The sequence below is a fragment of the Crocosphaera chwakensis CCY0110 genome (genome assembly GCF_000169335.1).
GTDB lineage: Bacteria > Cyanobacteriota > Cyanobacteriia > Cyanobacteriales > Microcystaceae > Crocosphaera > Crocosphaera chwakensis.
In genome coordinates this window covers 1-26,861 of the sequence record NZ_AAXW01000058.1, presented here as the reverse complement: position 1 = coordinate 26,861, position 26,861 = coordinate 1, and the positions used below count along the sequence as shown (strand labels likewise).

Below are 26,861 nucleotides of genomic sequence, written 5' to 3'. Positions count from 1 at the left end.
TTCGCGAATCAATTCATGAAGGGTTTGAGGTTTAGCAACATCGACTTTACAGTTTAGTAAATCTTCTAATTCTTGAATTAAGCTAATACGATGCAATAAACTATGTCCCGATTCTATATCCATAAGAAAGTCTACATCACTTTGATCCGTTTCTTCTCCTCTGGCAACTGAACCAAAAATACGAATATTATCCGCACCATATTTAGCCGCAATTTTAATAATTTCTGTCCTTTTTTCTTCAATTTTCTGTTTAATCGTTAACGGTGTTTTTTTCATTGTTCTTTTTTTGTACAAATAATGATTATATTATAAATAAATCAGAAGACACATTAAAAAAATTACTTAATATTATCGCTTCCTTATCAGTAATTTTTCGTTCTCCTGTTAATACTTCTTGATTAATTAAATCTGTTCCCAAAATGTTTGATAGCTGTTTTACATCTAAGTTTCTACTTTCCATTAAATGAGCCAATATTTCATGAGGTAATGCTTGGGGAATAGGATAATTTTCTGCTTCATATTTTTTAATTAACGTAATTGATAATTCCAACAACGCTGATTCTTCTAAACTTATATTTTCAAGATGAGAAAGTTTTTCACAAAGGGCGATCTCGAAGAGATCCGCTTTGCGGTGCGCTTGTTCGTTTTCTTCCTCAGTTTTAATAATTTTAGGTTGATACTTAGCAAGTAAACTTCCGTAAATGTCTCTATTAAAAGTAATAGTCATTTGTCTAGTTTTCTTTATCATAGTCAGCGTGGGTTAATATATATTTTATATAAATAATTTGGTGGGTATAAACGAGATCGAAAAATGAAACCTCTAGAGGAAATTCGTCAACAACTGGTTTCTGGACAATTTGATTTAACCCGTCATGCTTTAAAGCGAATTGTTGAACGTAATATTACTAGAGAAGAAATTATGGAAACAGGAAAAAATGCTATCATTATTGAAGACTATCCCAATGATAAATATACTCCCAGTTGTCTTTTATTAGGATTTACTCAGAAAAATAGACCATTACACATTCAAACATCTCGATTAGATTCTAGTAGAACAACTATTATTACTCTTTATGAACCCGATATAAATGAGTGGATTAATTATTCAAAACGGAGGTAAATATGTCTGTTTGTTATAATTGCGGATCAAAGGATTTTCAAGAAAGAAACGTTAATGAAACTTTTGAGGTTAAAGGAAAGTTAGTTATGGTTGAAAATATTCCTGCTAAGGTTTGCGATCGTTGTGGAGAAGTTATTTTTAGTAGTGAAATTGCTGAAAAGGTTCGTCTAATGCTTCAAGGAAATACTCAACCCATTAAAGCTATTCAAGTTGATGTTTTTGCTTACAAAGGATAGGAATCCAAAAATAAATGTCTTAGAAATTCATTTGTTTTTATCTAATAACTATTCACTGTTCACTGATAACTTATTTGACCCATTTCTACATTAACACTATCTAAACGATTATCTCCTGGATGATAAGATAAAATTTCTACACCAATCGGTTCATTTGTAATAGAATCTTGAATTAAAATAATACCATTATCTAATTCAGTACAGATTTGATTTTTCCTAGGAGTTTGCCAAAATATAGTTAAAAGTTCTGTTTCGGGTTCATAATAAACTTTTATTTGTGCCATAGTGTTTCTCCTTCTTTAATAGCATTAGTTTGATAAGCAGTAATTAGAAATCCCTCTCCATTTAAACGCTTAGCAACTGCCACAACCCAACGTTTTTGTTTATATGATTGATAAAATAATAAAACATTGGCATCACTTCTGCTTTGTCGAATTTCATCAGGAGAAGCTAAACTTTGCATGATTAAGTCTTCAAGTTCTTCAATGTCAGGATGTTTTTCTATCAATCTTTGCCAATAATTATTGGAAGTGCGAACTGTAAAACCCAGAGGGGTCATGATTTCAAATTTTATCAAGTTTCATCCTCATCTGATAACTGTTCACTGTTTACTGATAACTGATTTAATCCATCTCCAAATTACTAATAAAACAAACACAACTAAAGCAAAAGGAAACTTAATCACTGCTAAGATAAAATAAAAACTCTTTTCTAACCATCCTCTTTGTAATTTGATGAGTTGATTGTTACACTCTTGGACATCTCTATCAAGTCCCATTGCTTGAGATAATTGACGAGAGTTTTGATAACATTCTTTTGCTTCTGATTTACGGTTTAATTTCTTGAATGTATTTCCTAAATTGAACCAAGTATTTGCTTCACCGTTTCTATCTCCTATTTCTATAAAAATATTTAAAGACTGTTGATAGTATTCTATCTCTTCTTGATATTGTCTCAGAGATTGGTAAACATTCCCTAAACCTATATAGGAATATGCTTCACCGTTTCTATTGCCAATATCTATAGTGATAGCTAAAGACTGTTGATGGTATTCTATCGCTTCTTGATATTGTCCCAGGGAATCGTAAGCATTCCCCAAAGAACCAAGAGAAGCAGGATATTTCCAATTATTTTTATCATCTATCTCCTCATATACCGTTACTAAATCTGAATAATATTTCACCCGAAGATCATAATATCCCTGAAGGTTCATAAATTCATCAATATAATGCAAATAGTCTAATGCTTCGTCATATTCTGCCAATTGATAGTAATGATAGAAAATCTCTAAATATCCTTGTATCTCATCCAGGTTTGTCCAAGGTGGAGGGGGAACAATGGATGAATAATAATTAATCGCTATTTGATGACAGTTAGTTAAGTCGGGATATTTTTTCTGTAAATAGGGTTTCAGTAATAGGGGACAGTCATAACCTTTTTTATTGCTACGAGATAATAAGGAACGATTGAATAAATTTTGTAATTCTTTTTTTACTTCTATCGGTTTAATGGGTTCTTCTGTCTCTCCTTCTACCAAATTAGCATTGATATACATTCTGGTTGCTGCTGTTACGTCAAAGGGTTGACGATAGACAGATAAATTAACTAAAAACTGTCTTTGTTTTTCGCTTAAACGGTCTAAATGTTGTTCTAATATCCATGATAATTGTGCATCGGTTTTATTGCGATGCAGTCCCGATGCTTCGTTATATATTAATTCAAATTCATCTAACCCTAATTCTGTAATTTGACTTAGTTGACTATCACAATATTCTCTGAGGTATGCTGCTACTAATCTTAAGGTCAAAGCATGACCATCTATTTTAGTAACTAAATTTCCTAAATCTTGGTCACTTCCTTCAATTTGTAATGCTTTTAATAATGTTTTCCCTTCATCAACTGTGAATCTTCCCAGAGAATACCAATAATTATCTCCTCGATAAAGGTTTGGTTTATCTCTTGTGGTCAATAGTAAAATACTGGTGTGTCCTTGTTGCTTCCAACGCTGAAAGAATGATGCGTAATTTTCGTTTTGCCATTCTCCTGATTCGTCTAACAATGTTTCTACATTATCCACCACCAATAAACAAGGATTTTGATGTAAAATCTTGAATAAGTCAGCGATTAAAATATTAACATCACCCGTCGCATTAACTGTTCCTGATAACCCCTTAATAATGGATTCAGCAAAAGCAGCAAAATCGGGATTTAAACTAACATCAGCCCAAAATTTTTGATGAGTAGAAAAATTGTTGTAAAAATAAGCAGCTAAGGCCGATTTTCCCATTCCACCTAACCCAACAATACCCAGTAAATTAACGTTACTATCATCAATCCAACTTTGAATAGTGGTCATTTCTTCTAACCTATCCACCCAAGGTTTAACCACAGGTGGTGATGTAATGACACTTGATGATAATGTGGGTTTTCTATCAGGTTTTTCCTGCCAAAATTCTATGAGTCGTTGTACATCATTTTCCCCTATTCCTTTCCCAAGTTAACTTGTGTACCGATAATTGTATTATTGCTTCCGTCTTGTTTACCGACAACGGGACTACTGTTAGCATTAGCAATATGAATATTAATGGTTTCTTTGTCTTGATTCATGGCTTCTTTCGCTAATTGCTGCACCTCTTGTTTAAACGTCTCATCATTGAGCATTTCCACGTCTAAGAAGGGGGCTAAATTTTGAATTTGGTTCGGCGAATGGTTTTCTTCAATTTCCCCTATTGCTGTGCTTGCAACGGGTTGATGTTGCAGACGGTTACGGATGGTTTGCCAGAGTTTTTTAGTAGCAGTTGGGAGATTTTCGACTCCCATTGTAATCACTGCACCTATCACAAACTCTAGAATTTTTGCAGTTGTAAACGGTTCCATTATTTTTCACTATTTACCAACAAATTTATTGTAACTCCTGTCTACTGACTCCTAACTTCTGACTTCTGACTCCTGACTCCTAACTCCCATTTTCTAACTGTAGTTTCCATAACCGAACCACTCCATCATTATCCCCAGAGACTAAAAAAGAACCGTCTCCAGTAAAAGCAATACTATTAATATCGTTGGTATGTCCTTGCATTAATTGAGTTAATTCTCCTGAAATTAAATCCCAAATTGCAATCATTTTATCTTTTCCTCCTGAAATCAAATAATGACCGTCTAAACTAAATGCTACGCAATAAACATAATTGGTGTGACCTTGAAATTTATGAACTTCTTTACCCGAAATAATGTGCCAAACTCTAACAGTTTTATCTCGACTCACTGAAGCAATAAATTGACCATCAGGACTAAAAACTACATCCTCCACACTATATTTATGACCTTCTAATTGTTGAACTTGTTGACCAGATACAACTTCCCATATTTTAATCGTTTTATCATTACCACAACTAGCAACTAATTGACTATTCGGACTAAAAGCAACCCCTTCAATATCTTCTAAATGGCCTTGTAAAATACGAGTGGGTTTAGTTGCTTGAAACTGAGTCCAACTATAAGCAATCTCCCAAAGATGGACGGTTTTATCCCAACCCCCCGATGCAACCCATTGACCGTTGGGACTGACTGCAACGCTACTGATCCAGTTTTGATGATCCTGTAAAATACGTTTACATTTTCCTGTATGGATATCCCAAACTCGTAGGGTTCCGTCCCAACTGCCGGAGATAAGATGTTGATTATCAGGACAAAAGGCCACACTAGAAACAGAACTTTCGTGACCTTCAAGACAATTAACTTCTCGTTGCTCGATAATATCCCAAAGACGCACAGTCCAATCATTGTATCCGATGGCTATCCAACGACCGTCTGGACTACAGGCTACACTATACACCCAATTGGTGTGTTGTTGTAGTTGTTTGATTGCTTTTCCAGTTTTTCGATCCCAGAGACGGATAGTGTTGTCAGATGCTGCTGAGATCAAATAACGATCATCGGGACAAAAAGCAATCGCTTGAATACTGTTTGTATGACCCTTTAGTTGTTGAGTTTGTTGTTGTTTTGCAACAGACCAAATACGAATAGTTTTATCGTTAATTGTAGATGCAGAAGCTAATTTATCGGCATTTTGGTTAAAACTTAATGCCGTTACCCAGTCCTGATGTCCTTCTAATACTTGTTGAGATTTTCCTGAAGTAACGTTCCATAAATGGATGGTTTTATCCCGTCCTCCTGATGCCAAAACTTTGCTATCTGAGCTAAAAATCAAGCTTTCTATCGCTGTTCCATGGCCTTCTAAACATCGCCATTCTTGACCAGATATGGCTCCCCAAATTCTAACAATCCCGGTATGGGAACCAGAGGCAATAAATTGATTATCTTCGCTAAAAGCAACAGCCGTTATTCGTCCCATTGGTTCAGATAATTCATGACGTTTTGTTCCTGTTTTAATTTCCCATATAATCAAGGTTTCATCGAGGCTTCCTGATAGTAATAAAGAGCCATCTTTATTAAAAGCAAGACCAGTAATTTTTTTTGAATGACCTTGCAATTGTCGTAAGAATTTTCCTTGGGTCAAATCCCATAAATAGATGTTTTGTTGCCAAACTAAGGCTAATAGTTTTTTATTCTTACTAACGTCTCCCCAGGAACTAGGACAGTCAATTTCCCAATGAGTAGTTCTATTATTAATATTTAATAAAGAGGCTCCTCCTGCTTCTATCACTAATACTTTATTTTGATTAATGGGAATCACTTTTCTAATACAACCTTGCCCCAATTTATGAACCATTCCTTGTTGTTGTAATAAAGGTAATATGAATTTCCCTTGTAAGTTTTCAATGCTTTTTTGATCAATTCTAATAATATCTCCTTCTTTTTGCTTTCGTGATTCCCACCATTGGTCTACAGTGGGGCTGCGATCGCTTCGTTGAATTCTTAACGCATCAACGATTAACATATCCCAAGGATAGTCTAACCCTTGAGGTTGCCAAGTATCGGTTTCTAAAACGCGAGTCATGGCTGGAGGTGGTAATTTTCCTGTTAATAGTTCGTGGAGAATCATTCCTACTTCAAATAGATCGCTTTGGGGTCCAACTTCTCCCCCTGACATAATTTCTGGGGCTGCATAACATTCGGTAAAAGAACGAGTTCTTTTTCGTTTAGCATCATCGGCTAATGTAGCTGCTCCAAAATCAATTAAAATTAACTGATCTGTAGGCGTCAAGATCATATTTTCGGGTTTAAGATCCAGATGATAAATGCCTGCTTCATGAATAGTCGTTAAGGCATTAACTAACTGTTCAATTAACTTTTCTATTCTTTGAGGAGATAGTTTTTTATTAGGCTGATTTTCTAATTCTTGTAATAAGGTTTTACCCTGTACCAATTCCATGACAATGTAAGCGGTACCCCTTTCTTCAAATAAATCTCTAACTTTAACGACGTTAGGATGATTCAACTTGGCGAGTATCTGTCCTTCTTGTAAAAAACGATATAAACTTCGTTTGTATACGTCTTGATGTTTAGCTGGAATAATTAAAAGTTTGGTTTCAATATTTCGGGAGACATATTCGACGGGATAGAATTCTTTGATGGCGACAGGATTCTTTAAGGCGGTATGATGAGCGCGATAAGTAATGCCGAAACTGCCTTTTCCCATCGCATTGTCTAAACAGTATGTATGCGATCGCAGTTGGGTGCCTTGGGGTAACACTTCTTGTAACAAAGAGAGAACCTGCGCCCCACAATTGGGACAAAGTTGGGTGGTTTCGGGAAGGTTATCAAGGTGGCAGTTTAAACAGCGCATTTATTGGGTTATTTAAGTAATCTAAATTTATTTAATTATTCTTTCTTTATCCTATCTTTATTTGGACTGCCTTAAAATCAAGAAAACCCACGGGTTAGAATCCGTGGGCTAGTTTTAACCGTAAAAAATCTTAAAGATAAATCATACAACTGGGGGAAGTAACCCGACAAAAATCAAGGGTAACATTTTCCTGAGGCATCGTAATAATTGTCTGTTGCGTATTGAGTGTTTTTGGAGAATTTCCCATGAAATCGATTTCTATGTTTGCAATGTTGACCCTTAGTGTCGTAATCACTTCTTCAATGGGGACGAAAACCGTTAACGCTCAAATTATTGAACTGGGGGATGATGTTCGAGTCGATTTTTCTAACGAACGTCGTCGCCGCAGCCGAACGAATGTAAGAGTTTTTGATGAGAATGGTCGCTTGACAGTGGGGGTCGAAGAACAAAGAAGACCTCAAACCAGAATTCGTATTAATGATAGGAATGGTTCTCCTTCTCTTGATATTCGTCAAGAAAGACCTGCTCCCGAAGAAAGAGTAAGGGTGTCTTTCCCTTTTTAATTAGCTGTAGCTACGACATTGTTTAATTAAACCGTCGAATCCTTCCCAGATTTGTTCGTTTGATGCTTGAATCATGCCAAACATAAACGAGGTTTTTTCTTTGATTTCTAGGGTTAATAATTCTTGTGATGGTTCAAATTTATAGTTTAAGGTGGCTGCAACGGTACCATCAGAAATCATGGGTTGATTCCTAACTTTTAACTCAACTTTACCTTGGTTTTCGCCTTGGTAATCAGCCCAACCTTGTTCTGAACCATTAGAACTGGGAGGTTTTATACATTCGTTGAATTGTTTGAGATTAATATTCTCATACTTTTTCAACGGTGCATTTGATGCGGAGGAACTTAGAGTCATACCTAAGAAAAAAGTAGCAGTTGTTACATAAGCCAATAAGTTATATGGCTTTCTTATGGATAGATTCATGATAGTTTTTATGGAGTAAGGTTATATGTGTGTAATGATAACGACAATACTTGAAAATGGAATCAGAAACAAGAAAAATTTAAAGAACGCTTAATCTTTTTTGAAGTTAAAGAAATGTGAATGGTCTAGAAAATCGTAAAAATTAGAAAATTATTCCCATATTTTCCCGTTATCAAACTAAATTTTTATGTAAAGAAGCGATCGCATTATGTCAGATTTTTACTTCGACGCTCCTAAAATAATCCCAAACTGTTAATTAATATACCAATTGACCCAATAGACTGAAAATATAGTAATTTTGTATTAAATAAGAGTCCGTCGATCTTTATATTCGTTTATTTTTTCGAGTCAACTATATGTTATTTTTTACGCGGTCACTCGCTTTTATACTTTTTATTTGTTTTATTACTTTAACCTTCAAAAGCTATTCGGGTAATAAGCTTTACTATTTTTTGTGGTTGTTTGGCTTGATAACTATTTCTGCTCCAAGTATACTACCGATTTACATAAATAGAAGACATGAAGCAGCTATTAATGGAGATATTACTACTATCAAAAAATATCTCAAACAAGGTGTTGATATTAATATTAAGGATACTGAAGGGGCAAATTTTTTATACCATGCAGCAATATCTAGGAATCAAAAGTTAGTCGAGTTTTTGCTCGAAAAGGGAATAGATGTTAATGCTAAAAATAAGGAAGGAATTTCGCCTATGTATGGTGCAGTAATAAGTGGTAAAAGCAAAATTGTAAGATTATTAATTCAATATGGAGCAGATATTCATGCTAAAACTCTAAAAGGACATACTACTTTACATTGGGCTGCAAGTCATGGTCATCAAGATATTATAAAATTATTGCTTGAACAAGGAGTGGATATTAATGCAAAAGCAAATAATAAAGCTACTCCTTTACACTCGGCATCAAATTCTTGGATAGAACGAGAAGAAGTCGTTTTGTATTTACTTCAATATGGAGCAGAAGTTAATGCTCGTATGCTGAATGGTAAAACTTCTCTAACACTTGCGTTAGAAAAAGGATATCAAAATGTTGCTAAAGTTCTAAAAAATTATGGCGGACTAGAATAAGTAAGAAATATTTATTGATATTGATAATAATTAGTGTAAAAGAAAAGTATGAACTAATATATAACTATTTACTCCTCACGATCAAAAATTAATATCTAATTAATAGTTTTTGTAAGAATATAGCGTTATGCTGATTCTGGGTTTATTCTCCTAAACTAGATATAACCTAAATTTAAAGAAAGGGAATAATCCTGAACTTCCAACTCCCTTAGATATGATGTTTAATTTTGCCCAACCTTTTTATCCCCTTGTCCTAGCAGCAGCTAAAAATAACCCAGAAAATGCCCATCATCAACTTCTGAAAACCCTTCACCGTCTTGACGAAAATCGCCACACTGTATGGGGAAAGTGGATATTAGGGAATTTAGATCATTCTTTCACCTTTGAGGATAGCCGTTTACAGCAAAATTTATGGGGATTAACCTTTAAAACTCCTGTGGGGTTGGCTGCTGGGTGTGATAAGGATGGTTTGGCATCTGGTATCTGGAGTCATATGGGCTTTGGATTCGCTGAAATTGGGGCTGTAACCCTTCATGCTCAACCTGGGAATCCAAAACCTCGTTTATTCCGTTTACCCCAGGATCAAGCTGCTTTAAACCGTTTAGGTGCAAATAATCAAGGGGCCCAGCAGGTTGCCCAAACGTTACAGAAAGCTTGGCAACGGCAACCTCGTCAAATTCCTATCGGTATTAATTTATGTAAGTCGAAGAGTACCCCTTTAGATCAAGCAGCAATGGACTATGTGGGTAGTTTTCGTTATCTTGAGAAAGATGCAGATTATTTTGTGGTTAATGTTAGTTCTCCTAATACCCCTGGACTGCGATCGCTACAAGAAGGAGAACAACTCAATGTTATTTTACACGAATTACAATCAGTTAACCAAGGGAAAAAACCTATTTTGGTTAAGATTTCCCCGGACTTAAATTGGGAAGCCATTAAGTTAATTATTAAGTTGGCTAAAACTTACGAATTAGCTGGAATTATTGCTACCAATACCACCATTAAACGGGAAGGATTAAAAACCAATATTCTCGAAAAAACGGGCAATCCTATTCAAGAAGAGGCGGGAGGAATTAGTGGCCAACCGATTCGGAAAAGATCAACGGAAGTGATTCGTTTTATTTACGAACAAACCCAAGGAACGTTACCTATTATTGGGGTTGGTGGTATTTTTACGGCGGAAGATGCTTGGGAAAAAATTACCGCAGGAGCGAGTTTATTACAATTATATACAGGTTGGATTTATCAGGGTCCTTGGTGTATTACTAATATTAACCAAGGATTAGTTAAGAAATTAAACAAGTATAAATTGTCCCATATTTCTGAAGCGGTGGGGATGGATTTTAATAAGTTACTTGAACAAAAAGTACGTTAATAAAGTCAATTATCACTATTTTCTATTATTCCTTATTGGGATGGTTTCTTAATTCATGTGCTTTATAGGCTTTAGCTGAGGCTTTAATCCAGATTGTAGCTGCGGTGGAAAAAGGAACAACCATCACCACAAATCCTGTAATTAAGGGATGTTCTCGACCAAAAGGATTATTCATTAAAAAGGCAATAATTAATCCACAATACATTAAGCCAACTAAGGGTAATCCTATTACCAATAAAGCAAATTGGGTGTCTTTATCCATGATTTATCCTTTTGCTATTTAGTCAATTTTCTACTAACTTTTATTATATTTAATTTTATCTAAATCAACAAAATTAATAATATTTATTTAATAAATTTTTTCTTAAGTTATTTGATGCTTTTCATTGTCAGCAAACTATGATAGCTATTAAAATAATTAAGATTAATGTTATAGACAAGCACCACTCGTATCAGTAAAAATAAAGGCAATCAATGAACCATTTCAATTCAAGAATGAATAGGGTACAATCTCCTATAATACCCATAATAGGGCAGTTGATAAGGGAAAATTCTGGTACTATTTCCTTAGGACAAGGAGTCGTCTTTTATCCACCTCCTCAAGAAGCAATTGAAAAGATTAGTCAATTTTTAAATCATCCTGCTAATCATCAGTATAAATCGGTTCGAGGTATTGATCCCTTACTGAAGCAAATTGTCACAAAATTACAAGAAGATAATCAGATAAATATTAATAATAATCGTTCTATCGTGGTAACCGCTGGGTCAAATATGGCGTTTATGAATGCTATTTTAGCCATTACCAATGCTGGAGACGAAATTATACTTAATACTCCTTATTATTTTAACCATGAAATGGCAATTACAATGGCTAGTTGTCACCCTATTTTAGTAAAAACTGATGATAACTATCAACTTTGTTTAGATAAAATAAAAGCAGCAATTACTCCTAGAACTCGTGCTATTGTTACCATTTCTCCTAATAATCCTACTGGTGTGGTTTATTCTGAGTCAAGTTTGAAAGAAGTTAATCAACTTTGTCAAGAAAAAGGTATTTACCATATTTCTGACGAAGCTTATGAATATTTTACTTACGATGGAATTAAACATTTTTCTCCTGCTTCAATTATAGATAGTGATTCCTATACTATCTCCTTATATAGTTTATCCAAAGCTTATGGATTTGCTAGTTGGAGAATTGGATATATGGTCATTCCTAACCATTTATTAGAAGCAGTAAAAAAGATTCAAGATACCATTTTGATTTGTCCTCCTGTCATCTCTCAATATGCAGCATTAGGAGCTTTAACTGTTGGGAAAAATTACTATAAAAAATACATAGGAGAAATTGATAAAGTTAGAAATATTTTTATTAATCATCTTCAACCACTCCAAGATATTTGTACCTTAGTCCCCAGTCAAGGAGCCTTTTACTTTTTCTTAAGAATTAATACCGATATGAAGGATTTTGAATTAGTGAAAAAGCTAATTGAAACTTATAACATAGCTGTACTACCAGGGGAAACATTCGGAATAAAAAAAGGTTGCTATTTACGTATTGCTTATGGTGCGCTACAACAGGAAACAGCAACCATAGGAATTGAAAGATTAGTGCAAGGATTAAAACATCTAATTAACCCCGTCTAACTACATCGACATAGCGACGAAATATTGAACCTATTCCTAGCAATAAAACAGTTCCTAATAAAGCATGATTAGAAGGTTCAGGAACTGGGGTAATAACACCTACTACCACAGGAATAGGATTGGGATTAAAATTTTGTTGACCATCGCCAGAAATTTCGTCATCTAATAACCCATAATCGTTATCATTAATAACAACAAAACTAGGTCGTTTTCCAGGAATTAAAGCTAACCCTTCTGGTTTATCTCCTGCTAAATAACCCAAGTCGGGTAAATTAAATAAGAAGGTTTTATCAACAGGAATAATTCCTGCTGTTTCTAACTCTTCTGCTGTATGTTCTTCTAAAGTTTGATTCGGTAGTAAATTAAAAACATCTGTCTCTAAATTAGTAGCTTCAGATAAATCAATTTCAAACACTAATTTATTAGCATCTAAACCAAGATCAGAATCTCGTTGAATCACAGCAAAACGATTATCTTCTAACCAAACAGCATCCCCAATTTTGTCTACGTTAGTGTCATATAAATCATTATTGAGTAAGTAGACAAATTGGCCACTAACTAAAGGATTTGTAGGGTTACTAATATCCAGTTCTAAGATACGCAAAATATCACTATTTCTTGAGGTTGTATCCCCTGTATTATCGGGATTATCAATAGGACTTTGAATGAAAGCATATAATGAATTAGTATCTTGATTTAATGCAATTGCTTCAAACCCTCGATTAGCTCTTCTTTGAGCATAAACTGAAGGAATAATCTCTGTTCCAAAGATTCCTAATGGTTCATTTCCTGCTGCTGCTGTCCCCATAGGAACAAAACGATTTAATAGGGTTCCTGAAGGATTAAAATGATAGATTGCCGGTCGATATTCATCCACCATCCAAAAACTATTATCACGCTCATCAATAACAATCCCTTCTAAGTCTGCACCTAACGGATCATTAGAAACTGAATTACCGAATAAATCTACTCCAAATTGATCCGTGTAAGCGGTTCCTTGTTCTCCTGCTTGTAAATTCGGACGTACGGATAAAGGGGTTGTTCCATCAGATTGAAATAAATTAATTCGGTCTGTAATTGTAATATTATTGCTGGTTGTATCTAATTCAAAACGAATAATCTCAGGCTGCAAATCAGGAAAAGGGAAGGGAATTGATCCGCGATCAGGATGGGTAATAAACTGTAAATTATTACCATTAAATCTTTCAAAATATAAGCCAGAAAGTCCCCCTAGAAAAATATCAGTCAACTCGCCATTTTCATTAAGAACTTGTCCTAAACTGGGTCTATTATTAAAATCATAATTTGTCAATTTATAATTTTGTGCGCTGGCTACTTGAGTTATGTTTGTAGCAAGACAAACGCCAAAAAAGATTTTAAGTAAATTAGATTTTAGGGTCATTATAATCTCCAAAATGAATTAATTGTTAGGGCTAATTTTTCAGTTTTCAAACGTCGGATATCTTAACTTAGATGTTTAATGATAATCAAGAAAATAAAGTTTATTTTAATATTTATTTTGCTTAACTTTTAGTTAACTATATTATTACTTGCTTTTAACTTAAACACCTTAAAGAAAAATTTTTAAGTACAAAAAAATATATTTTGTATTAATTAATATAACAATAAAAAATATAATTATCCCGATAGAGAGATGGCAAAGAGTAAACCTATGAAAATAATTTGATGATAATAGTATTATTTTAAGGTAGAATGAGAGAAGCGATAAGATAAACAATGACTTTAAAAATACCAAAGTTTACTCAGTTTCCTTTATTAGAACATCCTAGTGAAATCATAGACGTTAGATCAGAAAATGAGTTCGCTGAAGATCATATTCCTGGAGCAATTAATTTACCTGTACTTCATAATGAAGAACGAAAAAAGATTGGAACCATTTATAAACAAGTTTCTGCCTTTGAAGCCAAAAAATTAGGAGCCTCATTAGTTTTTGATAATATTGCTGATCAAATTAATCAACATTTTTTAGAAAAAGATCCCTGTTATTCTCCCTTAGTTTATTGTTGGCGTGGGGGACAAAGATCCCAAAGTTTAGCGGTTATGTTAGCTCAAATTGGCTGGCAAGTGACTGTTTTGAAAGGAGGCTATAAAACCTATCGTTCTTATGTTTGCAAAGAATTAGCAAGTTTACCATTACAATTTGATTATAATATTCTTTGTGGATTAACAGGAACCGGGAAAACTTATTTTTTACAAAGTTTAAAACAACAAGGTTATCAAGTTCTAGACTTAGAAAACATTGCTAACCATCGGGGATCACTATTAGGAGAACAATGGAAAGGTAATATCATCAATCAACCATCACAAAAATTTTTTGATTCTTTATTATTACAGGAATTTCAAAAATTTGATCTCAATCGGCCTATTTGGATAGAATCAGAAAGTTATAAGATTGGTAATGTTTACTTGCCAGGAAGTTTATGGAAAAAAATGAAACAATCTTCTTGTTTTGAAATTCAGTTACCTTTAGAAAGAAGAGTTGATTTTTTATTAAAAGAATATCATTATTTAACAGAAAATCCAGAAATTCTCAAAAATAAATTGCAATATTTAAAAAATTATTATGGATGGGATAAACTGAGTCAGTGGTATGATTGGATCGATAGTAAACAATGGAAAAAATTGGTTCAAGATTTATTAATCGTTCATTACGATCCTGCTTATCGAAGATCCTTAAAGAAAATGTCTCCAAAAATAATACAAACTATTCAACTATCGGACTTGAATTTTAATTATTTCAGAGAAACTTTAAGGTTCGACAATCACTCCCATAAACAAAATATTTCCTGTTTGATTATCTCGGATAATAGAGAAGAAAGGGCGATCAACAATAAAAGATGATTTTTCTACGACATTATCAACTGATGCTGTTTCAACAACAAAATTGTTTGGGGTAGCAGGTTTAATTCCTTGTTCATCAAGAACTAAAAGAGTTTGATGTTTGAGCCCGTTGACATAAGTAGGGTGAGAACTTAACTCCGAAAATTCTGCTTTAGCCGGATCAAACATCGTTGAAAATCCTAAGCTTTTTAAGGATTCAGTTAAATCCACCTCATAATTTAACCTAAAGCGAGGTAATTCTAATAAAGCTTGAGTTTTCCGAAATTTAGATAATAGTTTGGATAACTTTTCAGCAGTTAACTTTTCTACCATTTTAGATAAATTATATTCAGGTTTTGGCAAAAATAAATATAAACTAAAACGATCATTGTCGTAGGGAAGTTCTATGGCTTTTAATTGAGGTGTTTCTAGGAAATTATAAATTCCTTCTCGAGACATAAAAGGGAAAATTTTAACCGATGTATCGGTTATATAAAAAGGTTTATCTTTGATTAAATTTCTATCAAAGCCAGTTTTCCAGAATCCTTGAAAAGAAGCAGTGTTAATGAGAAAAAGAACATCATCAGCCTGAGTAGAATCGACTATGGTCTGAATCTCTCCTTGAGTCTCCTCCGTTATCCAACGGTTCATGATGCCTTGTGCTTCAGAGCTAGCAAAGTCTAAATTGGTTATTTGAGCTTGATAATAACTACGACTATCTTTGAGAAATTGGTAACGAAAAGAAAACCCTTCTCTAGCCCAAAGAGAATGAGTAATAGCCAAAGAACCATAGGAAGGATGACTATTTAAGTCATGTTGTAGCATTTGATTGCCACGGTTGAGGGTATCGACACTAATATCATGAAAGCTGAGACCCCTAGCAATTTCTTTTTGAGTGGTTCCTGTTGCCCCATTGTAAAGCATAGATAGAGTAAGCGCGATACTGGTAGGAGAGATAAAGATATTTTGGGGTTTTTGATTTTTCGTTAAAGTAGAGAATAACTTAAAGCCAAATTCCACTTGTGCATCCACTAACTGTTTCTCTTGTAGAGTGGGTTGAGGAAAAATCATTCTGGGGGAAACTTCGTGTAACCCTCTCACGTCGGTAAAAATACTAGAAAAGTATGTTTTTGACAGAGCAATTAAACCACTCAAACAACAGATAGAAAGAACGCCGACCGTGGCCTTCGTCATTTTTAGAGTCCTCATCAGCATCCATCCTATTTACAATACGGCAATGTTCACTGTGGTTAGCTTTAAAACTCGAATGTGTCTCAGCATAAACACTTATGTAATAATTTGTGTGAGTTTTGTTTTTGTGGCTAAACAATGTTTCCTTCTTTGAGGATATAATTGATTGCTAAACATGAGTCTAATAAATTGTAAATAAATCATTACAACTGTTAATCTGTCTATCGATGGGGATCAGCAACGGAGGTTAATCAAAACTGTGAATATCCAAGAAATTATGACAAAAGGCGGGGTGGCTATGTGGCCGCTTCTGATTTTGTCTGTATTAGCTTTAAGCACCATTATTGAACGTTCTATATTTTGGATACGATTTCTGCTCAAAGAAGGAAAAATTTTAAATCGAGTCCTAGAAACCGCTGCTCGTAACTGGGATGCTGCCCCCAAGGTAGCCAAAGAGCATAGTAAACATCCCATCGGTAATTTTCTCTATGGGCCTCTGAGATTAGATAATCCTGATCCAGAGGTTTTCCATTTAGCCCTAGAATCATCAGCTGATGATGAACTAGCTTTGATGAGACGAGGGGATAAGGTACTAGAAGCAGTGATTGCTTTATCTCCCTTATTGGGATTACTGGGGACAGTTTTAGGACTGATTACCTCTTTAGGCAATATCCAAATCAGTGATCTCGGCACTTCCTCAACCACAGGTGTTACCCTGGGTATCGGGGAAGCCCTCATTTCAACTGCGACAGGATTGATTGTTGCCATTATCAGTTTGACCTTTTATCGGATTTTTCAGTCCCTTTGGTCTAATCAGGTAAGGGTTTTTCGTAAAGCCGGCAGTGAGTTAGAAGTAATTTATCGTCAACGCTGGTCAGACAGCGAAGGAAATCCCTCTGCTTTCTCTGGCAATACTCCTTCAAAGTTTACAGAGACTTTTGAGCAATAAGCACGAATATACTCATTTTCTTAAATATTGACCTATGACTGTTAGTAAAACCTCTAATAAGAAATCCCGTAATTCTTCGATTCATTCCCGTCCGCTTAGATTGTGGCAAGATTCTTCAGGGCAGCAAGAAGTTCGCATCGAAATTTTACCCATGATCGATGTGATCTTTTGTATTTTGACCTTCTTTATCCTTGGGGCTGTGGGTTTATCTCGTCAGCAAGCCATTAGTTTAGATTTACCCAGAGCAGCATCAGGCACCCCCCAAATGCGAGAGATGTTGGTGGTGAGTCTCGATGATTTTGGCCAAGTGTATGTAGAAAAACAATTGGTGACTCGTAATCAATTATTTAATCAGATTAAGAGCTATCATCAATTGAATCCTGAAGGTTTAATGGTACTTCATGCTTCTAGAAATGCCACTTATAACGAGGTGATTGAACTTCTAGATATGTTACGAGAAGTTGGGGGCGATCGCGTTGCCTTAGCCACCTTGCCTGGGGAAAATGAAGCCAGCAGTACCTGGAATGATCCGAGCTTAAGCCCAATACCATCCCAAAATGGCTTACCTGGAGGCTATCCTAATAATTTTCCTTCGACTATGCCTAACAATCCTAATAATCCTGCTAACGGGCTAGGTAATTATCCGACTAATCCTGCACTTCCGTCTCAACCCAATGGGTCACCTATTCCTCAAACCACTACGCCTAATAATTAACCCTTAACAGAAAAACTTAATGTCATCAGAGGCTGATTCTGTAACGGCTTTTACGCCCCTTCTGTCTCGTCACTTTGCCCTGTCAAGGCATCATGCGACAAGCTAATAATTGCTCTTCTAAGGCAGCGATACGATTATAAGCTGCCGTTAGTTGTGCGGTTAATCGTCTCACCTGAAGATCGGTGGTTAATAAAGGTTCTTCTTCAGGAGCGATTAAGGTGTGACTTTCACTATCATCGAGTAAAATGTCTTTATGCTCCATCACGGATTGATAATGGCTGTTTCTCTGTGTATTCGGAGGAACCGAAGTAGAAACATTGGCTATAGAGGGGGATTGGTTATGTGATTTTTCGTTAACCACTGCCTCGCTGTGAAGGTGAGATGTCCCCATCTGTAAGCTAAGCTTTTCAACAATATGATGGAGTTGCGTAACTTTTTGATTAAGTTCATTAATTTGTTGTTGTAACCCATCCATAAGAATGCCCATCACTAAAAACTGTGCTACTGTTAATCCTAGAATTACCTGAGAAAGATAGTTACAGATTCCTGATTCATTTAACGATTACTTCACTACTCTTAATTAATCGATAAGTTTAACCGTAACCTTCGATACAGTACATTTTATGCTTACCCGTCGTTCTTTTCTTACTACTGCAGGAATTTTAGCATTAGGAAATCTGTTATCTAGTTGTGCTAGTTCTAACGTTGATTTACGGGTTTTATTGCTACAAGGTTCTATTCCTCCTCAATTACTCAAGGCTTTTCGTCAAAATCTTTCTTCGCAACCCTCTCTCGATTTTAAACCTCAAGGTCAATTAAAAGACTTGTTTTCTCTATTGGAAACTTGGCAAGGTAAAGATGAAAACAAAAAGGGTTTATGGCAAGAAATACCGAAAATTCCTGTTATTAATCCTCCCCCTCCTTCTCTGAGTGATTTTGTTACTTTGGGAGATATCTGGTTAGCTGATGCCATTAAAAAAGACTTAATTGAACCCCTAAACTTAACCCAGGTTGAAAATTGGGATAAGTTACCCTCTCGTTGGCAAACATTGGTCAAACGGAATAAACAGGGACAGTTACAAGACAATGGGTTAATTTGGGGTGCGCCTTATCGTTGGGGAACCACCTTAATTGCTTATCGATCCGATAAACTAGATTGGCAACCTCAAGATTGGTCTGATTTATGGGATCAACGATTAAGCGATCGCATTTCTATGGTGGATCAATATAGAGAAGTGATCGGATTAACTTTAAAATACTTAGGACACTCCTACAATACGGAAAATTTAGCTCAAGTTCCTCAGTTAAAAACAGAACTTTTAGCTTTAAATGAACAAGTCAAATATTATAGTTCGGATCACTATTTACAACCCCTATTAGTGGGAGATGTTGACGTAAGTGTGGGATGGTCAAATGAAATTATTCCTCTCATCACTAAAAACCGTAATATTAAAGCAGTGGTTCCAACTTCTGGGACTTCTTTATGGTCTGATATTTGGGTAAAACCAAAAGTAAAAGAAGGCCAAAACGAGTTATCAGAAACGGCTAAACAATGGCTTAATTTTTGTTGGCAACCTCAAGCAGCAAAAATCATTTCTTTATTCGCTGATGCTGCTTCTCCGATGATTGATAGGATAGATAAAAAAGAAGTTTCTCCAGAGATCATGAATAATCCTTTATTATTTATTGATGAGACTATTTTCGAGCAATGTGAATTTTTAGAACCTTTATCAACGGAAGTTCAAGAACAATATATTAACCTTTGGAAAGAAATAAGAAACAGCTAACAGTTATCAGTTAAAGAGATAAAAATTAGGCTAACATTCTGTAACCCCCTTGCCACCTGGCTTTAAATTCTCGTTCACTGATACGACTATAAGCCCCGTTATGGACTGTATAGTTTGATTCTAAAGTACCGTAGGGATCATGGGCAATCCAAGAATCATTTTTATAGCCAATCAACATAATGACATGACCGCCTGTTGGAGCAGAAATAGTGCCACGATGAAGTAGATTAACAGGAACAGGAAAACCGGCCTTAATTAAATCATGAATAAACGGTAAATCTCGATCTGTATTCCATTTTGTGTTGAAACCATACTGTTTGATGATTTGAGTGTGAATTCCATGATAAATCGTATCCCCTTTTGCCAGAACTTTTTGAAGATAGTTATTATCTCCCCCTAAACCTGGTTTACCGGTAACTCGCAGTAACCAATCTAAGTACATAGCATTACTACTACTATTGCAAGTCCGATGAGGTTGAGTATAGTTGTCTCGTTGACTAAAATAATTGGTTTTGACATCCAGATTTAAGGTTTTTCCGGGTGACAAGTATTTGCTTAATCTATCAATTTGTCGTTTAACTGCTTCTGGATTATTGTAATCCTTGGCTAATGGATCGATGATAGGAACTGGCAGGTTGTCAATAGGTTCTACCTTCTCATCAGGACTCGGAGTAGGAATCGACTTGATTATCTGATCCGCTTTATCATAGTAACGTTGACGATCGCTGAGTCCGTTATAACCACCATTGACTTTTCTGGTGACTTGCTTAACAGTTCCACCTGCATCGCACAGTGCATTCATATTATTATTTTTCCACCAAAAACCGGCACTACTAAAAGGGTAAATACTACCCACATAATCTGCCCCTTGCATAACTTTAGGATCATCAATAAAGTTAGCAAACTTTTGATAATTATATTTACCCGTTAATTGAATAACACCACCGCCTCGATATTTTTTCCCATCACCCATGTTTGTATTGCCTAGTTCTTTTGCTTTACGATGAGGCGGATCATAACTTCGCTGTGCAGAAGTTGGTCCCCAAATTTCCTTCATCCACTTTAAACCCCCACTTTCATGAGCAGTTTGGCTGAGAAAATGTCTGACTCGTGGTACGGTATTAATCTCAAATCGCCTCAAACAGTCGTTTAAGTCGTTAAATTGTTGATCGGTTAAAGTTCGTCCATAAACTGATTTCGCTTGCTGGCGAGTGACAATATCTGTTGTAGTCTTTTTGGCTATGACTGCACTTGTACTAGAGGATAACTCTTGGCTATTGTCTTTATTCTGGTCTTCCCAAGGTAAATGCCAATGACTTGGCCAAATATACCAAACCCCAGACTCATAATCTAATTCCACTAAGCAATGACCGTCTGCTGTCGGTGCATATTGACGAACATAGTAATCTTTTCCGACGGGAACTTCAACTTTTTGATCATCTTGAAGGTCTAATGCGCTAAGAGTGTAACGTTTAAGGTAGGTGAGGTGAGTTGCTTCAATTTTTGTACCAGAGGGAACTGTTTTCCAGTTGGTGTTTTTGCGAAGTAAATCAGATTTAGAACTGCGCTTCCTTCTGAGTAACTGCGTCCCTACAGATCCTGACTTGGCTTCTTCTTTGAGGGTTTCAACATCCTTGCGACCTCTTAATATCCCTATTTTGTCACCATTTCTTTCTACAATATCAGGTTCAATAAGAGGGGTTGGACTGAGAGCAACGTTAAAGGCTTTTTCGAGTAAACGGGTTCCTCCACTTTGTTGTTTAATCCAATCCTGATTGATTTCTAACCAATCTTTGAGGGGAATATCAACGGCTTCGTCTTTGCTATGAACTACATCTAGCCACTTTGTTGAGCTAGATGTTTCTGACGCTTCTTTGCATTGTTGTGCTTTTTCGCCCCTAGTTGCCTCATGCTTCCGCATAAAGTAGAGCTAGGCGACTCTACGTCTAAAGAGGACAGTTCCTGCCCCCTTGCCCAGTTTAAACACACCTGGGCTGATGCAACATCTCTGTCGCAACTATAAAGGCACTTTTCGCAGTTGTGCTGGCGTTCTGCTAATGTCTTTTTCTTTTGATGACCACAATTAGGACAAGTCTGAGATGGCTTAACTTTTCGAGTAGGAACCTCAATGTAAAACCCACCTGCTTCGGTAACTTTGCTTTTTATTAATGATTTTAAGTTACCAATTCCAACGTCAAGAATTGACCGATTTAATCCAGTCTTTTGACGTTTTCTTTTGCTACCTCTTTTAGCTTTTTTGGTCATTCCTTTTAGGTTTAATTTCTCAGTTGCCACCAAGCTATTACAGCTAACTATTTGTGTGGAAACTTGATGATGCCAGTTTTGTCTTTGACGACCAACTAAAGATTGAATCTTACCGATTTTTCTAACAGCTTTTTTCCATCTTCTAGACCCTTTTACTCCCTTTTTTCCTGCACGTTTCTTTCTAGATTTCTTTGCTGTTTTGTTGATTTTATCCTGTGATTGTTTGAGAAATCTAGGATTATCAATAACAGTGCCATCGTCAAAAGCAAGTGCATGATGAGTCCCAAAATCGATACCACAAGCCTCTTTACCTGTTTCTCGTTTTGGATCACAACTAACAGTAACAGAAGCGTACCATTTTCCTTGTTTAAAGATGATAGTGCAAGTATTTGGTGTTCCCCAATCTCTTGCTTTACCCCTCATCTTTATTGTTCCAAAATTAGAAAGTGTCAACTTTCCATGATGTCCATTACTGTCTATTTTCCAACCAGCTTTATCAGGATAAGTCCACCCTTTATATCTTCTTGAAGACTTTAGTTTCGGATAACCTGATTTAATCTTGAAAAAACGTTGGAAAGCAAAATCAACCCGTTTTACAGTTGCTTGAAGGGCATGGCTACCAAGGTCTTTGTATTCTGGCCAATCTTTTTTAAACTCAGGTAATGAGTTTTGTTGGTCAAAGTAATTAATGGATTTACCAAACTTTTTGTATTGAGTTTTTCGATTAACTACACAAGCATTGTATAAATCTTTGTGTAAACGTCTCCAATAATGAAGTTTCTCATTTTGTTCTTTATTTGGGTAAAGTCTAAACGTGATTCTTTTAGTAGCCATGTTGCCGACCTCAACAGAACTGATATGATGATTTTAGTCTAATTACCTGTAGGGTGTCAAGATGAAACCAAGAAAAGGGTCACATAGTGTTTTTAGTGTGCGGTTACACTTTGTTTTTGTTACTCACTATAGACGCAAAGTAATAACCGCCCTAATGCTAGAGCGATTAAGAGAAATGATTTGGCAAGTATCTCGCAAAATGGATTGTGAGTTACTAGAGTTTTCGGGTGAAATGGATCATGTCCATATCTTATTAGATTTCCATCCTAAAAACTCTATTTCTACAGTTGCAGGGTGTCTTAAAAGTTCGACAGCTAGAGTCATGAAAAAAGACTTTCCTGAACAAGTAACTAAGTTTTATAAAGACAAAGTTTCTTTTTGGTCTAAGTCTTATTATGTCACTTCTTCTGGTGGCGCACCTATTGAAAAGTTAAAAGAATATATCAAGAACCAAGATGCTCCGAAAAGTTAATTTGACAATTTTTCGGACATTGAGTCCTCAAATTGTCGTGCTTTCCTTCCCTAGTCCGCTACGCTGAGACTAGGGACTGACGCACTGAAGTTCAATTAAAATTTTGGTGATGCCATAGTTGCGATCAACTTTAACAATATCTTGCCAGATTTCTTCGCGCCAGGGAGACATTTGACCATTGCTACTAACTTGCTGTTCTTCTTGCATCATCCTAGTTAAAGCTCGGTTTAGTTCATATTTCCAGGTTGTACTGATGATTTGATTTCCTCGTAAGGCGATCGCTTCATTAAGTTGAGTAATAGCTTCTTCTAGTCTGGGGGGAAGAGAATCTTTATAAGCGTAACCCAGTTGAGCGTGATATTCATGGTTACTGGGATCGCTGTCTACTAAAGCTTCAAAAATAGGAATGGTTTTGGGTATTTCTGATTTAAAGGCTTTGGTTCGCCAACTCAAGCGACGGATTTCTTTTGCTCTTCTGAAAGCTTCTTCTTGAACATCTTGGGGCGCATTTTTGATCTCTTCAACCAGATCATAAACTTCTGACGTGGGTAGTCCTTCTTGAAGTTGTTGATTTACCTGTTTAATAATAGATTGTTCATCACTCAGTTGTTTAGCTTCTTTAGCCAGTCTTTTGTTATTTTCTTCAATTAGATTAACATTTTCAACCTGACCGATAACCCTTCCTAAAGCAGCATTAAGGATAGCTTTACCTCCATATCCTCCCACTAATCCTGTCACAAAGGCAATGAGACTAGATGTTGCACTATCTACTTGTTCTGCAGCTTGTTCAAGAATTAATTCTATTTGTGCTTGTGTTAGTCCTTGGTTGGCTAATTGCTGTGCTAGTTGTGTTGTATCTTCTGTGATAGAAGATTTAAGCTCTTCAGGTAAAGCAACATAGGCAATAAAAGCACCACAAATGCCTAAAAAAATCTCTCCAATAGAACCAATATGAACACTATGTCCATTATCTCCCCATTTTGGTAATTCTAACGAACCATCAATTGAGATAGAGTAAAGAATACCACCTAAAGCACCAGCTAAGGTTAAAGATAAATAAATTGGAGCAGCAGTAGGGTTACTGTGACTGATCAGGATAGTAAAAACTGCGACTAAAGCCAACCCACATCCAAAGGTTAATAAAAAAGCCCACCAATAACCGACATGAATTGTCTTTTTTTGTTCTGTCATTGTTTTATTCTCTCTAGAAAAATAAGTTAGTAATTGTTAAAAAAATTATTCTACGTTAGTCATCTCTACTAAATTTTCACTTGCTCCATTATCATTAGTTAGGTTATTTTGCCATTGTTGCCCTAATTTACTATTCAGAAAAGAATTAATGAGGTGCATTCCACTGGTAGAAAACATTAATTTATTTATATCTTCTGCATCACTATTAGAAAAAGTGTAAACATTTGAATTCCCTAAAGCATTTTCTTTAGGGGCAAGGGATTCAACAATTTGTTTAATTATCGTTAGTTGTGCATCCTGTCCTTTGGCTAATAATTCCTCTCGAATCAGTTTAATTAAACTATCCAAATCACTAATTGGTACCGCTTTATAGCGTTTTTCTTCTGCTCCAGCTAACTGTTGAATAATTGCGACTTCATTCTCTAACCTGTTGTCCTTAATACTCTTAGTTTTTTCATTTTCACGCTCAACTTGCTTCATTTCAATATCTGTAGTATTTGTTTCAAGTTTGATATCTCGCAGTCTTTCTTCTTCTAATTTCGTGGTTTCTGCTTGTATTGTTGTTATGGTAGCTGTTATTTCTGCTTGTTCTATTTCTTGTTCTGCTTGTTTTTGTATTATTTGTAAAGCTTTATTTGCTATCACCACTTTCTCTTCTTCTATCGCTCTATGTTGTTCAATGTCTATCCTTGTATTAATTTCTCCCTTTTCTATCTTTCTTTTTGCAGTTTGAATTGCTTCTTCTACGCTTGCTTTATATTCTTCAATTGTTTTCATCATATTAATTGCTGATGTTTCTATTTCTTGTTCTAGTTCATTGTCTTTAGAGTTTTTATACTTTTCAATTTCAAATTCAACAGTTATTTTTTCTGTTTCCAGAGTTTTATTATTCTGTAAGTGCTGTTTTTGAAACTCTAATTCTTCTGTTTCAATCAGTTTCTCATTAGCTAATTCTACTCTGCGAGTTGCTAGAATTGCTAATTGAATTGTCTCCATTCGTTTTTGAAGAGCTTGAGCATCAAAATAATTATCAGGATCATAATTATTACTTTCATCCACATTACCGATAACAACGTACTTAATCATTAAAAAAGAACCCTGAATAATTCCATCAAGGATTCCTTTTACTTGTGTACTAAACTGCACTCTATTTTTATAAATTTCGTCTAATCCCTTACTACTAGCTGCTTCTCTTATAGCACTTTCAAAGGTATCTTTAAAAAAACTAATAACCCTCTCATTAGTAATAATGCCATCTGTAGACTTTAATAAAGTTACATTTTTTGTCGTGTCAATTTTGAGGTAAACTGTTCCCTGTATTATTGCGCGAAAATAGTCTTCGGTACGAACATCAGAAATATTTAGAGATACTGCAAATTCTTGTTGAGATGCTTGTTTAGATTCTTCTTGTTTTTGGGATTCTCCTGCTGTTCTCATCCAAGCAGCTAAAGGTTCTTTAAAAAGAGCTACTATAAAACCTATTGCTAAAAACACTATTAGAATAATTAATAAGAAATTTCCAGTAGCTTGTGCTGTCTTCACCTCTAAAGATTTAGGGTTTATGGTAGTATCTGGAATCGGTTGCGTCATGAAAAGCTTAATATTTTCGCTTTTTATCGGAACTTGAGCAAAATGAAAAAGCAACGCTGAGTGAATGTGCATTTATTTTCTCCTCGTTATTCTTAATTGCTATCTCATCGTAAGCCTAACCCTAAGTAATATAATTAGATCCTTTAAATAAATTAAAGATTTTCTTAAGTGGAGTTTAATGATAATAATAAAAGCCTTAATATATATTTTTGTAATGGAAATCGTTGCTCTTTGGTTAATAGTCTTGTACTAAATAAACTGATCGATGACTGATTTCAAAATTAATCGATAAGTAATATCAATAGCTTTAAATTATCATAAATTATCAAATAAACCCTTGCGGAATCTAAGTTTAACCTTTATAATGAAGCTAACAGATAATTAATTTAGTTACTTTTGATAAAAAGCTAATTTTCATCTTCTAAGAAAGTTAGTCTTTGACGCGAGGCGAAATAACAGTCTCTTCGAGAAGTTATTAAATATAACCACTCTCAATGAGTTTAGGCAAGCATATATTTGTCTACTTTGTGCTGACTATACCCGCTTTAACTGAATCCATCCTGTTAATTATAAATTCCACTTTGCACGAAAGATATAATCACCATGAAAACCCATCCTCACCTAGTTTTGATCGACTTCAGCCTTAAAAAAGGTTATCATTTCCTTCTCAGTTATATCAACTATTTTTTCATGCTGTCTCACTATGTTCATACATAAGTGTGCATTGAAAGAACAGTGTTAAAAAATATAGATCATTTCTGACATTCAAAGCGATTTACTTATCTTATCTAAGCTATCATTCTAAATAGCTTAGATTTGTATATT

27 protein-coding genes are annotated in these 26,861 nt (G+C 35.2%); 11 read left to right on the top strand and 16 right to left on the bottom strand.

From position 1 onward, the window contains the following. A partial coding sequence (locus CY0110_RS22685; protein ID WP_008277916.1) for a nucleotidyltransferase family protein occupies positions 1-276 on the bottom strand: 276 nt, incomplete at its 3' end. Between the two features lie 25 nt (positions 277-301). Then, positions 302-727: a helix-turn-helix domain-containing protein gene (locus CY0110_RS22680; protein WP_008277915.1), complete on the bottom strand. Its 426-nt coding sequence runs from the start codon at positions 725-727 to the stop codon at positions 302-304. A gap of 84 nt (positions 728-811) precedes the next feature. On the opposite strand from CY0110_RS22680, the gene CY0110_RS22675 reads away from it, so the two are divergent. After that, positions 812-1,120: a DUF4258 domain-containing protein gene (locus CY0110_RS22675; protein ID WP_008277914.1), complete on the top strand. Its 309-nt coding sequence runs from the start codon at positions 812-814 to the stop codon at positions 1,118-1,120. A gap of 2 nt (positions 1,121-1,122) precedes the next feature. Continuing rightward, on the top strand, positions 1,123-1,356 hold the full coding sequence (locus tag CY0110_RS22670; RefSeq protein WP_008277913.1) for a YgiT-type zinc finger protein: 234 nt from the start codon (positions 1,123-1,125) through the stop codon (positions 1,354-1,356). A 59-nt stretch (positions 1,357-1,415) separates the two neighbouring features. Here CY0110_RS22670 and CY0110_RS22665 read toward each other — a convergent pair whose 3' ends face one another. From CY0110_RS22665 to CY0110_RS22645, 5 genes are all read right to left on the bottom strand, one after another. After that, positions 1,416-1,640, bottom strand: coding sequence for a hypothetical protein (locus CY0110_RS22665; RefSeq protein ID WP_008277912.1), 225 nt, complete (start codon positions 1,638-1,640; stop codon positions 1,416-1,418). Next, positions 1,628-1,915 carry a hypothetical protein gene (locus tag CY0110_RS22660; protein ID WP_008277911.1) on the bottom strand — a complete coding sequence of 96 codons (288 nt, stop codon included), beginning with the start codon at positions 1,913-1,915 and terminating at the stop codon, positions 1,628-1,630. Before CY0110_RS22660 ends, CY0110_RS22665 begins: the two co-directional genes overlap by 13 nt. Positions 1,916-1,957: 42 nt before the next feature. Further along, entirely contained in the window at positions 1,958-3,745 is a 1,788-nt protein-coding gene (locus tag CY0110_RS22655) for a tetratricopeptide repeat protein (protein WP_008277910.1), read from the bottom strand. 92 nt (positions 3,746-3,837) lie between these two features. Next, positions 3,838-4,233, bottom strand: a complete 396-nt coding sequence (locus CY0110_RS28090) for a hypothetical protein (RefSeq protein ID WP_008277909.1) — start codon at positions 4,231-4,233, stop codon at positions 3,838-3,840. Positions 4,234-4,312: 79 nt separating this feature from the next. Then, positions 4,313-7,105, bottom strand: coding sequence for a protein kinase domain-containing protein (locus CY0110_RS22645; RefSeq protein WP_008277908.1), 2,793 nt, complete (start codon positions 7,103-7,105; stop codon positions 4,313-4,315). A 245-nt stretch (positions 7,106-7,350) separates the two neighbouring features. Between CY0110_RS22645 and CY0110_RS22640 the strand changes: the two genes are divergently transcribed. Next, positions 7,351-7,668: a hypothetical protein gene (locus tag CY0110_RS22640; RefSeq protein ID WP_008277907.1), complete on the top strand. Its 318-nt coding sequence runs from the start codon at positions 7,351-7,353 to the stop codon at positions 7,666-7,668. Here CY0110_RS22640 and CY0110_RS22635 read toward each other — a convergent pair whose 3' ends face one another. After that, on the bottom strand, positions 7,669-8,091 hold the full coding sequence (locus tag CY0110_RS22635; RefSeq protein ID WP_035800394.1) for a hypothetical protein: 423 nt from the start codon (positions 8,089-8,091) through the stop codon (positions 7,669-7,671). Positions 8,092-8,447: 356 nt separating this feature from the next. Between CY0110_RS22635 and CY0110_RS22630 the strand changes: the two genes are divergently transcribed. Then, positions 8,448-9,179, top strand: coding sequence for an ankyrin repeat domain-containing protein (locus tag CY0110_RS22630; protein WP_035800393.1), 732 nt, complete (start codon positions 8,448-8,450; stop codon positions 9,177-9,179). A 217-nt stretch (positions 9,180-9,396) separates the two neighbouring features. Next, positions 9,397-10,554 (top strand): quinone-dependent dihydroorotate dehydrogenase, encoded by a 1,158-nt coding sequence (locus tag CY0110_RS22625; protein WP_008277904.1) that lies wholly within the window; start codon positions 9,397-9,399, stop codon positions 10,552-10,554. Between the two features lie 25 nt (positions 10,555-10,579). Here CY0110_RS22625 and CY0110_RS22620 read toward each other — a convergent pair whose 3' ends face one another. Continuing rightward, complete coding sequence (locus CY0110_RS22620; RefSeq protein ID WP_008277903.1) at positions 10,580-10,816, bottom strand: hypothetical protein; 237 nt, start codon at positions 10,814-10,816, stop codon at positions 10,580-10,582. 212 nt (positions 10,817-11,028) lie between these two features. On the opposite strand from CY0110_RS22620, the gene CY0110_RS22615 reads away from it, so the two are divergent. Beyond that, the gene (locus CY0110_RS22615; protein WP_035800392.1) at positions 11,029-12,201 is read left to right on the top strand and encodes a pyridoxal phosphate-dependent aminotransferase; all 1,173 of its coding nucleotides are present in this window, start codon (positions 11,029-11,031) and stop codon (positions 12,199-12,201) included. On the opposite strand, the gene CY0110_RS22610 is transcribed toward CY0110_RS22615, so the two are convergent. Further along, positions 12,188-13,603 carry an esterase-like activity of phytase family protein gene (locus CY0110_RS22610; RefSeq protein WP_008277901.1) on the bottom strand — a complete coding sequence of 472 codons (1,416 nt, stop codon included), beginning with the start codon at positions 13,601-13,603 and terminating at the stop codon, positions 12,188-12,190. The genes CY0110_RS22615 and CY0110_RS22610 overlap by 14 nt on opposite strands. Before the next feature lie 335 nt (positions 13,604-13,938). Between CY0110_RS22610 and mnmH the strand changes: the two genes are divergently transcribed. Further along, on the top strand, positions 13,939-15,063 hold the full coding sequence (mnmH, locus tag CY0110_RS22605; RefSeq protein WP_008277900.1) for a tRNA 2-selenouridine(34) synthase MnmH: 1,125 nt from the start codon (positions 13,939-13,941) through the stop codon (positions 15,061-15,063). On the opposite strand, the gene CY0110_RS22600 is transcribed toward mnmH, so the two are convergent. Continuing rightward, the gene (locus CY0110_RS22600) at positions 14,971-16,236 is read right to left on the bottom strand and encodes a serpin family protein (RefSeq protein WP_232285788.1); all 1,266 of its coding nucleotides are present in this window, start codon (positions 16,234-16,236) and stop codon (positions 14,971-14,973) included. The two genes, mnmH and CY0110_RS22600, sit on opposite strands and share 93 nt — an antisense overlap. Positions 16,237-16,492: 256 nt before the next feature. Between CY0110_RS22600 and CY0110_RS22595 the strand changes: the two genes are divergently transcribed. Together CY0110_RS22595 and CY0110_RS22590 are read left to right on the top strand one after the other, a co-directional pair. Next, positions 16,493-17,182, top strand: coding sequence for a MotA/TolQ/ExbB proton channel family protein (locus CY0110_RS22595; RefSeq protein ID WP_035800388.1), 690 nt, complete (start codon positions 16,493-16,495; stop codon positions 17,180-17,182). Positions 17,183-17,216: 34 nt separating this feature from the next. Then, on the top strand, positions 17,217-17,897 hold the full coding sequence (locus tag CY0110_RS22590) for an ExbD/TolR family protein (protein WP_008277897.1): 681 nt from the start codon (positions 17,217-17,219) through the stop codon (positions 17,895-17,897). 82 nt (positions 17,898-17,979) lie between these two features. Here the strand turns inward: CY0110_RS22590 and CY0110_RS22585 are convergent, their stop codons facing one another. Beyond that, positions 17,980-18,372 carry a hypothetical protein gene (locus tag CY0110_RS22585; protein ID WP_008277896.1) on the bottom strand — a complete coding sequence of 131 codons (393 nt, stop codon included), beginning with the start codon at positions 18,370-18,372 and terminating at the stop codon, positions 17,980-17,982. 148 nt (positions 18,373-18,520) lie between these two features. On the opposite strand from CY0110_RS22585, the gene CY0110_RS22580 reads away from it, so the two are divergent. Then, positions 18,521-19,684 carry an extracellular solute-binding protein gene (locus tag CY0110_RS22580; RefSeq protein WP_008277895.1) on the top strand — a complete coding sequence of 388 codons (1,164 nt, stop codon included), beginning with the start codon at positions 18,521-18,523 and terminating at the stop codon, positions 19,682-19,684. A gap of 25 nt (positions 19,685-19,709) precedes the next feature. On the opposite strand, the gene CY0110_RS28085 is transcribed toward CY0110_RS22580, so the two are convergent. Then, a complete protein-coding gene (locus tag CY0110_RS28085) occupies positions 19,710-21,605 on the bottom strand; it encodes a C39 family peptidase (RefSeq protein WP_008277894.1) in 1,896 nt (631 codons plus the stop codon). Then, positions 21,521-22,783: an RNA-guided endonuclease InsQ/TnpB family protein gene (locus CY0110_RS22570; RefSeq protein WP_008277745.1), complete on the bottom strand. Its 1,263-nt coding sequence runs from the start codon at positions 22,781-22,783 to the stop codon at positions 21,521-21,523. The genes CY0110_RS28085 and CY0110_RS22570 overlap by 85 nt, the downstream gene beginning before the upstream one ends. A gap of 61 nt (positions 22,784-22,844) precedes the next feature. Between CY0110_RS22570 and tnpA the strand changes: the two genes are divergently transcribed. Continuing rightward, positions 22,845-23,255 carry an IS200/IS605 family transposase gene (gene tnpA / locus CY0110_RS22565; RefSeq protein WP_035799468.1) on the top strand — a complete coding sequence of 137 codons (411 nt, stop codon included), beginning with the start codon at positions 22,845-22,847 and terminating at the stop codon, positions 23,253-23,255. Positions 23,256-23,324: 69 nt separating this feature from the next. On the opposite strand, the gene CY0110_RS22560 is transcribed toward tnpA, so the two are convergent. Both CY0110_RS22560 and CY0110_RS22555 read right to left on the bottom strand, forming a co-directional pair. Beyond that, on the bottom strand, positions 23,325-24,446 hold the full coding sequence (locus CY0110_RS22560; protein WP_008277893.1) for a tetratricopeptide repeat protein: 1,122 nt from the start codon (positions 24,444-24,446) through the stop codon (positions 23,325-23,327). Positions 24,447-24,491: 45 nt separating this feature from the next. After that, positions 24,492-26,108: an SPFH domain-containing protein gene (locus CY0110_RS22555; RefSeq protein ID WP_008277892.1), complete on the bottom strand. Its 1,617-nt coding sequence runs from the start codon at positions 26,106-26,108 to the stop codon at positions 24,492-24,494. Between the last annotated feature and the right edge of the window lie 753 nt (positions 26,109-26,861).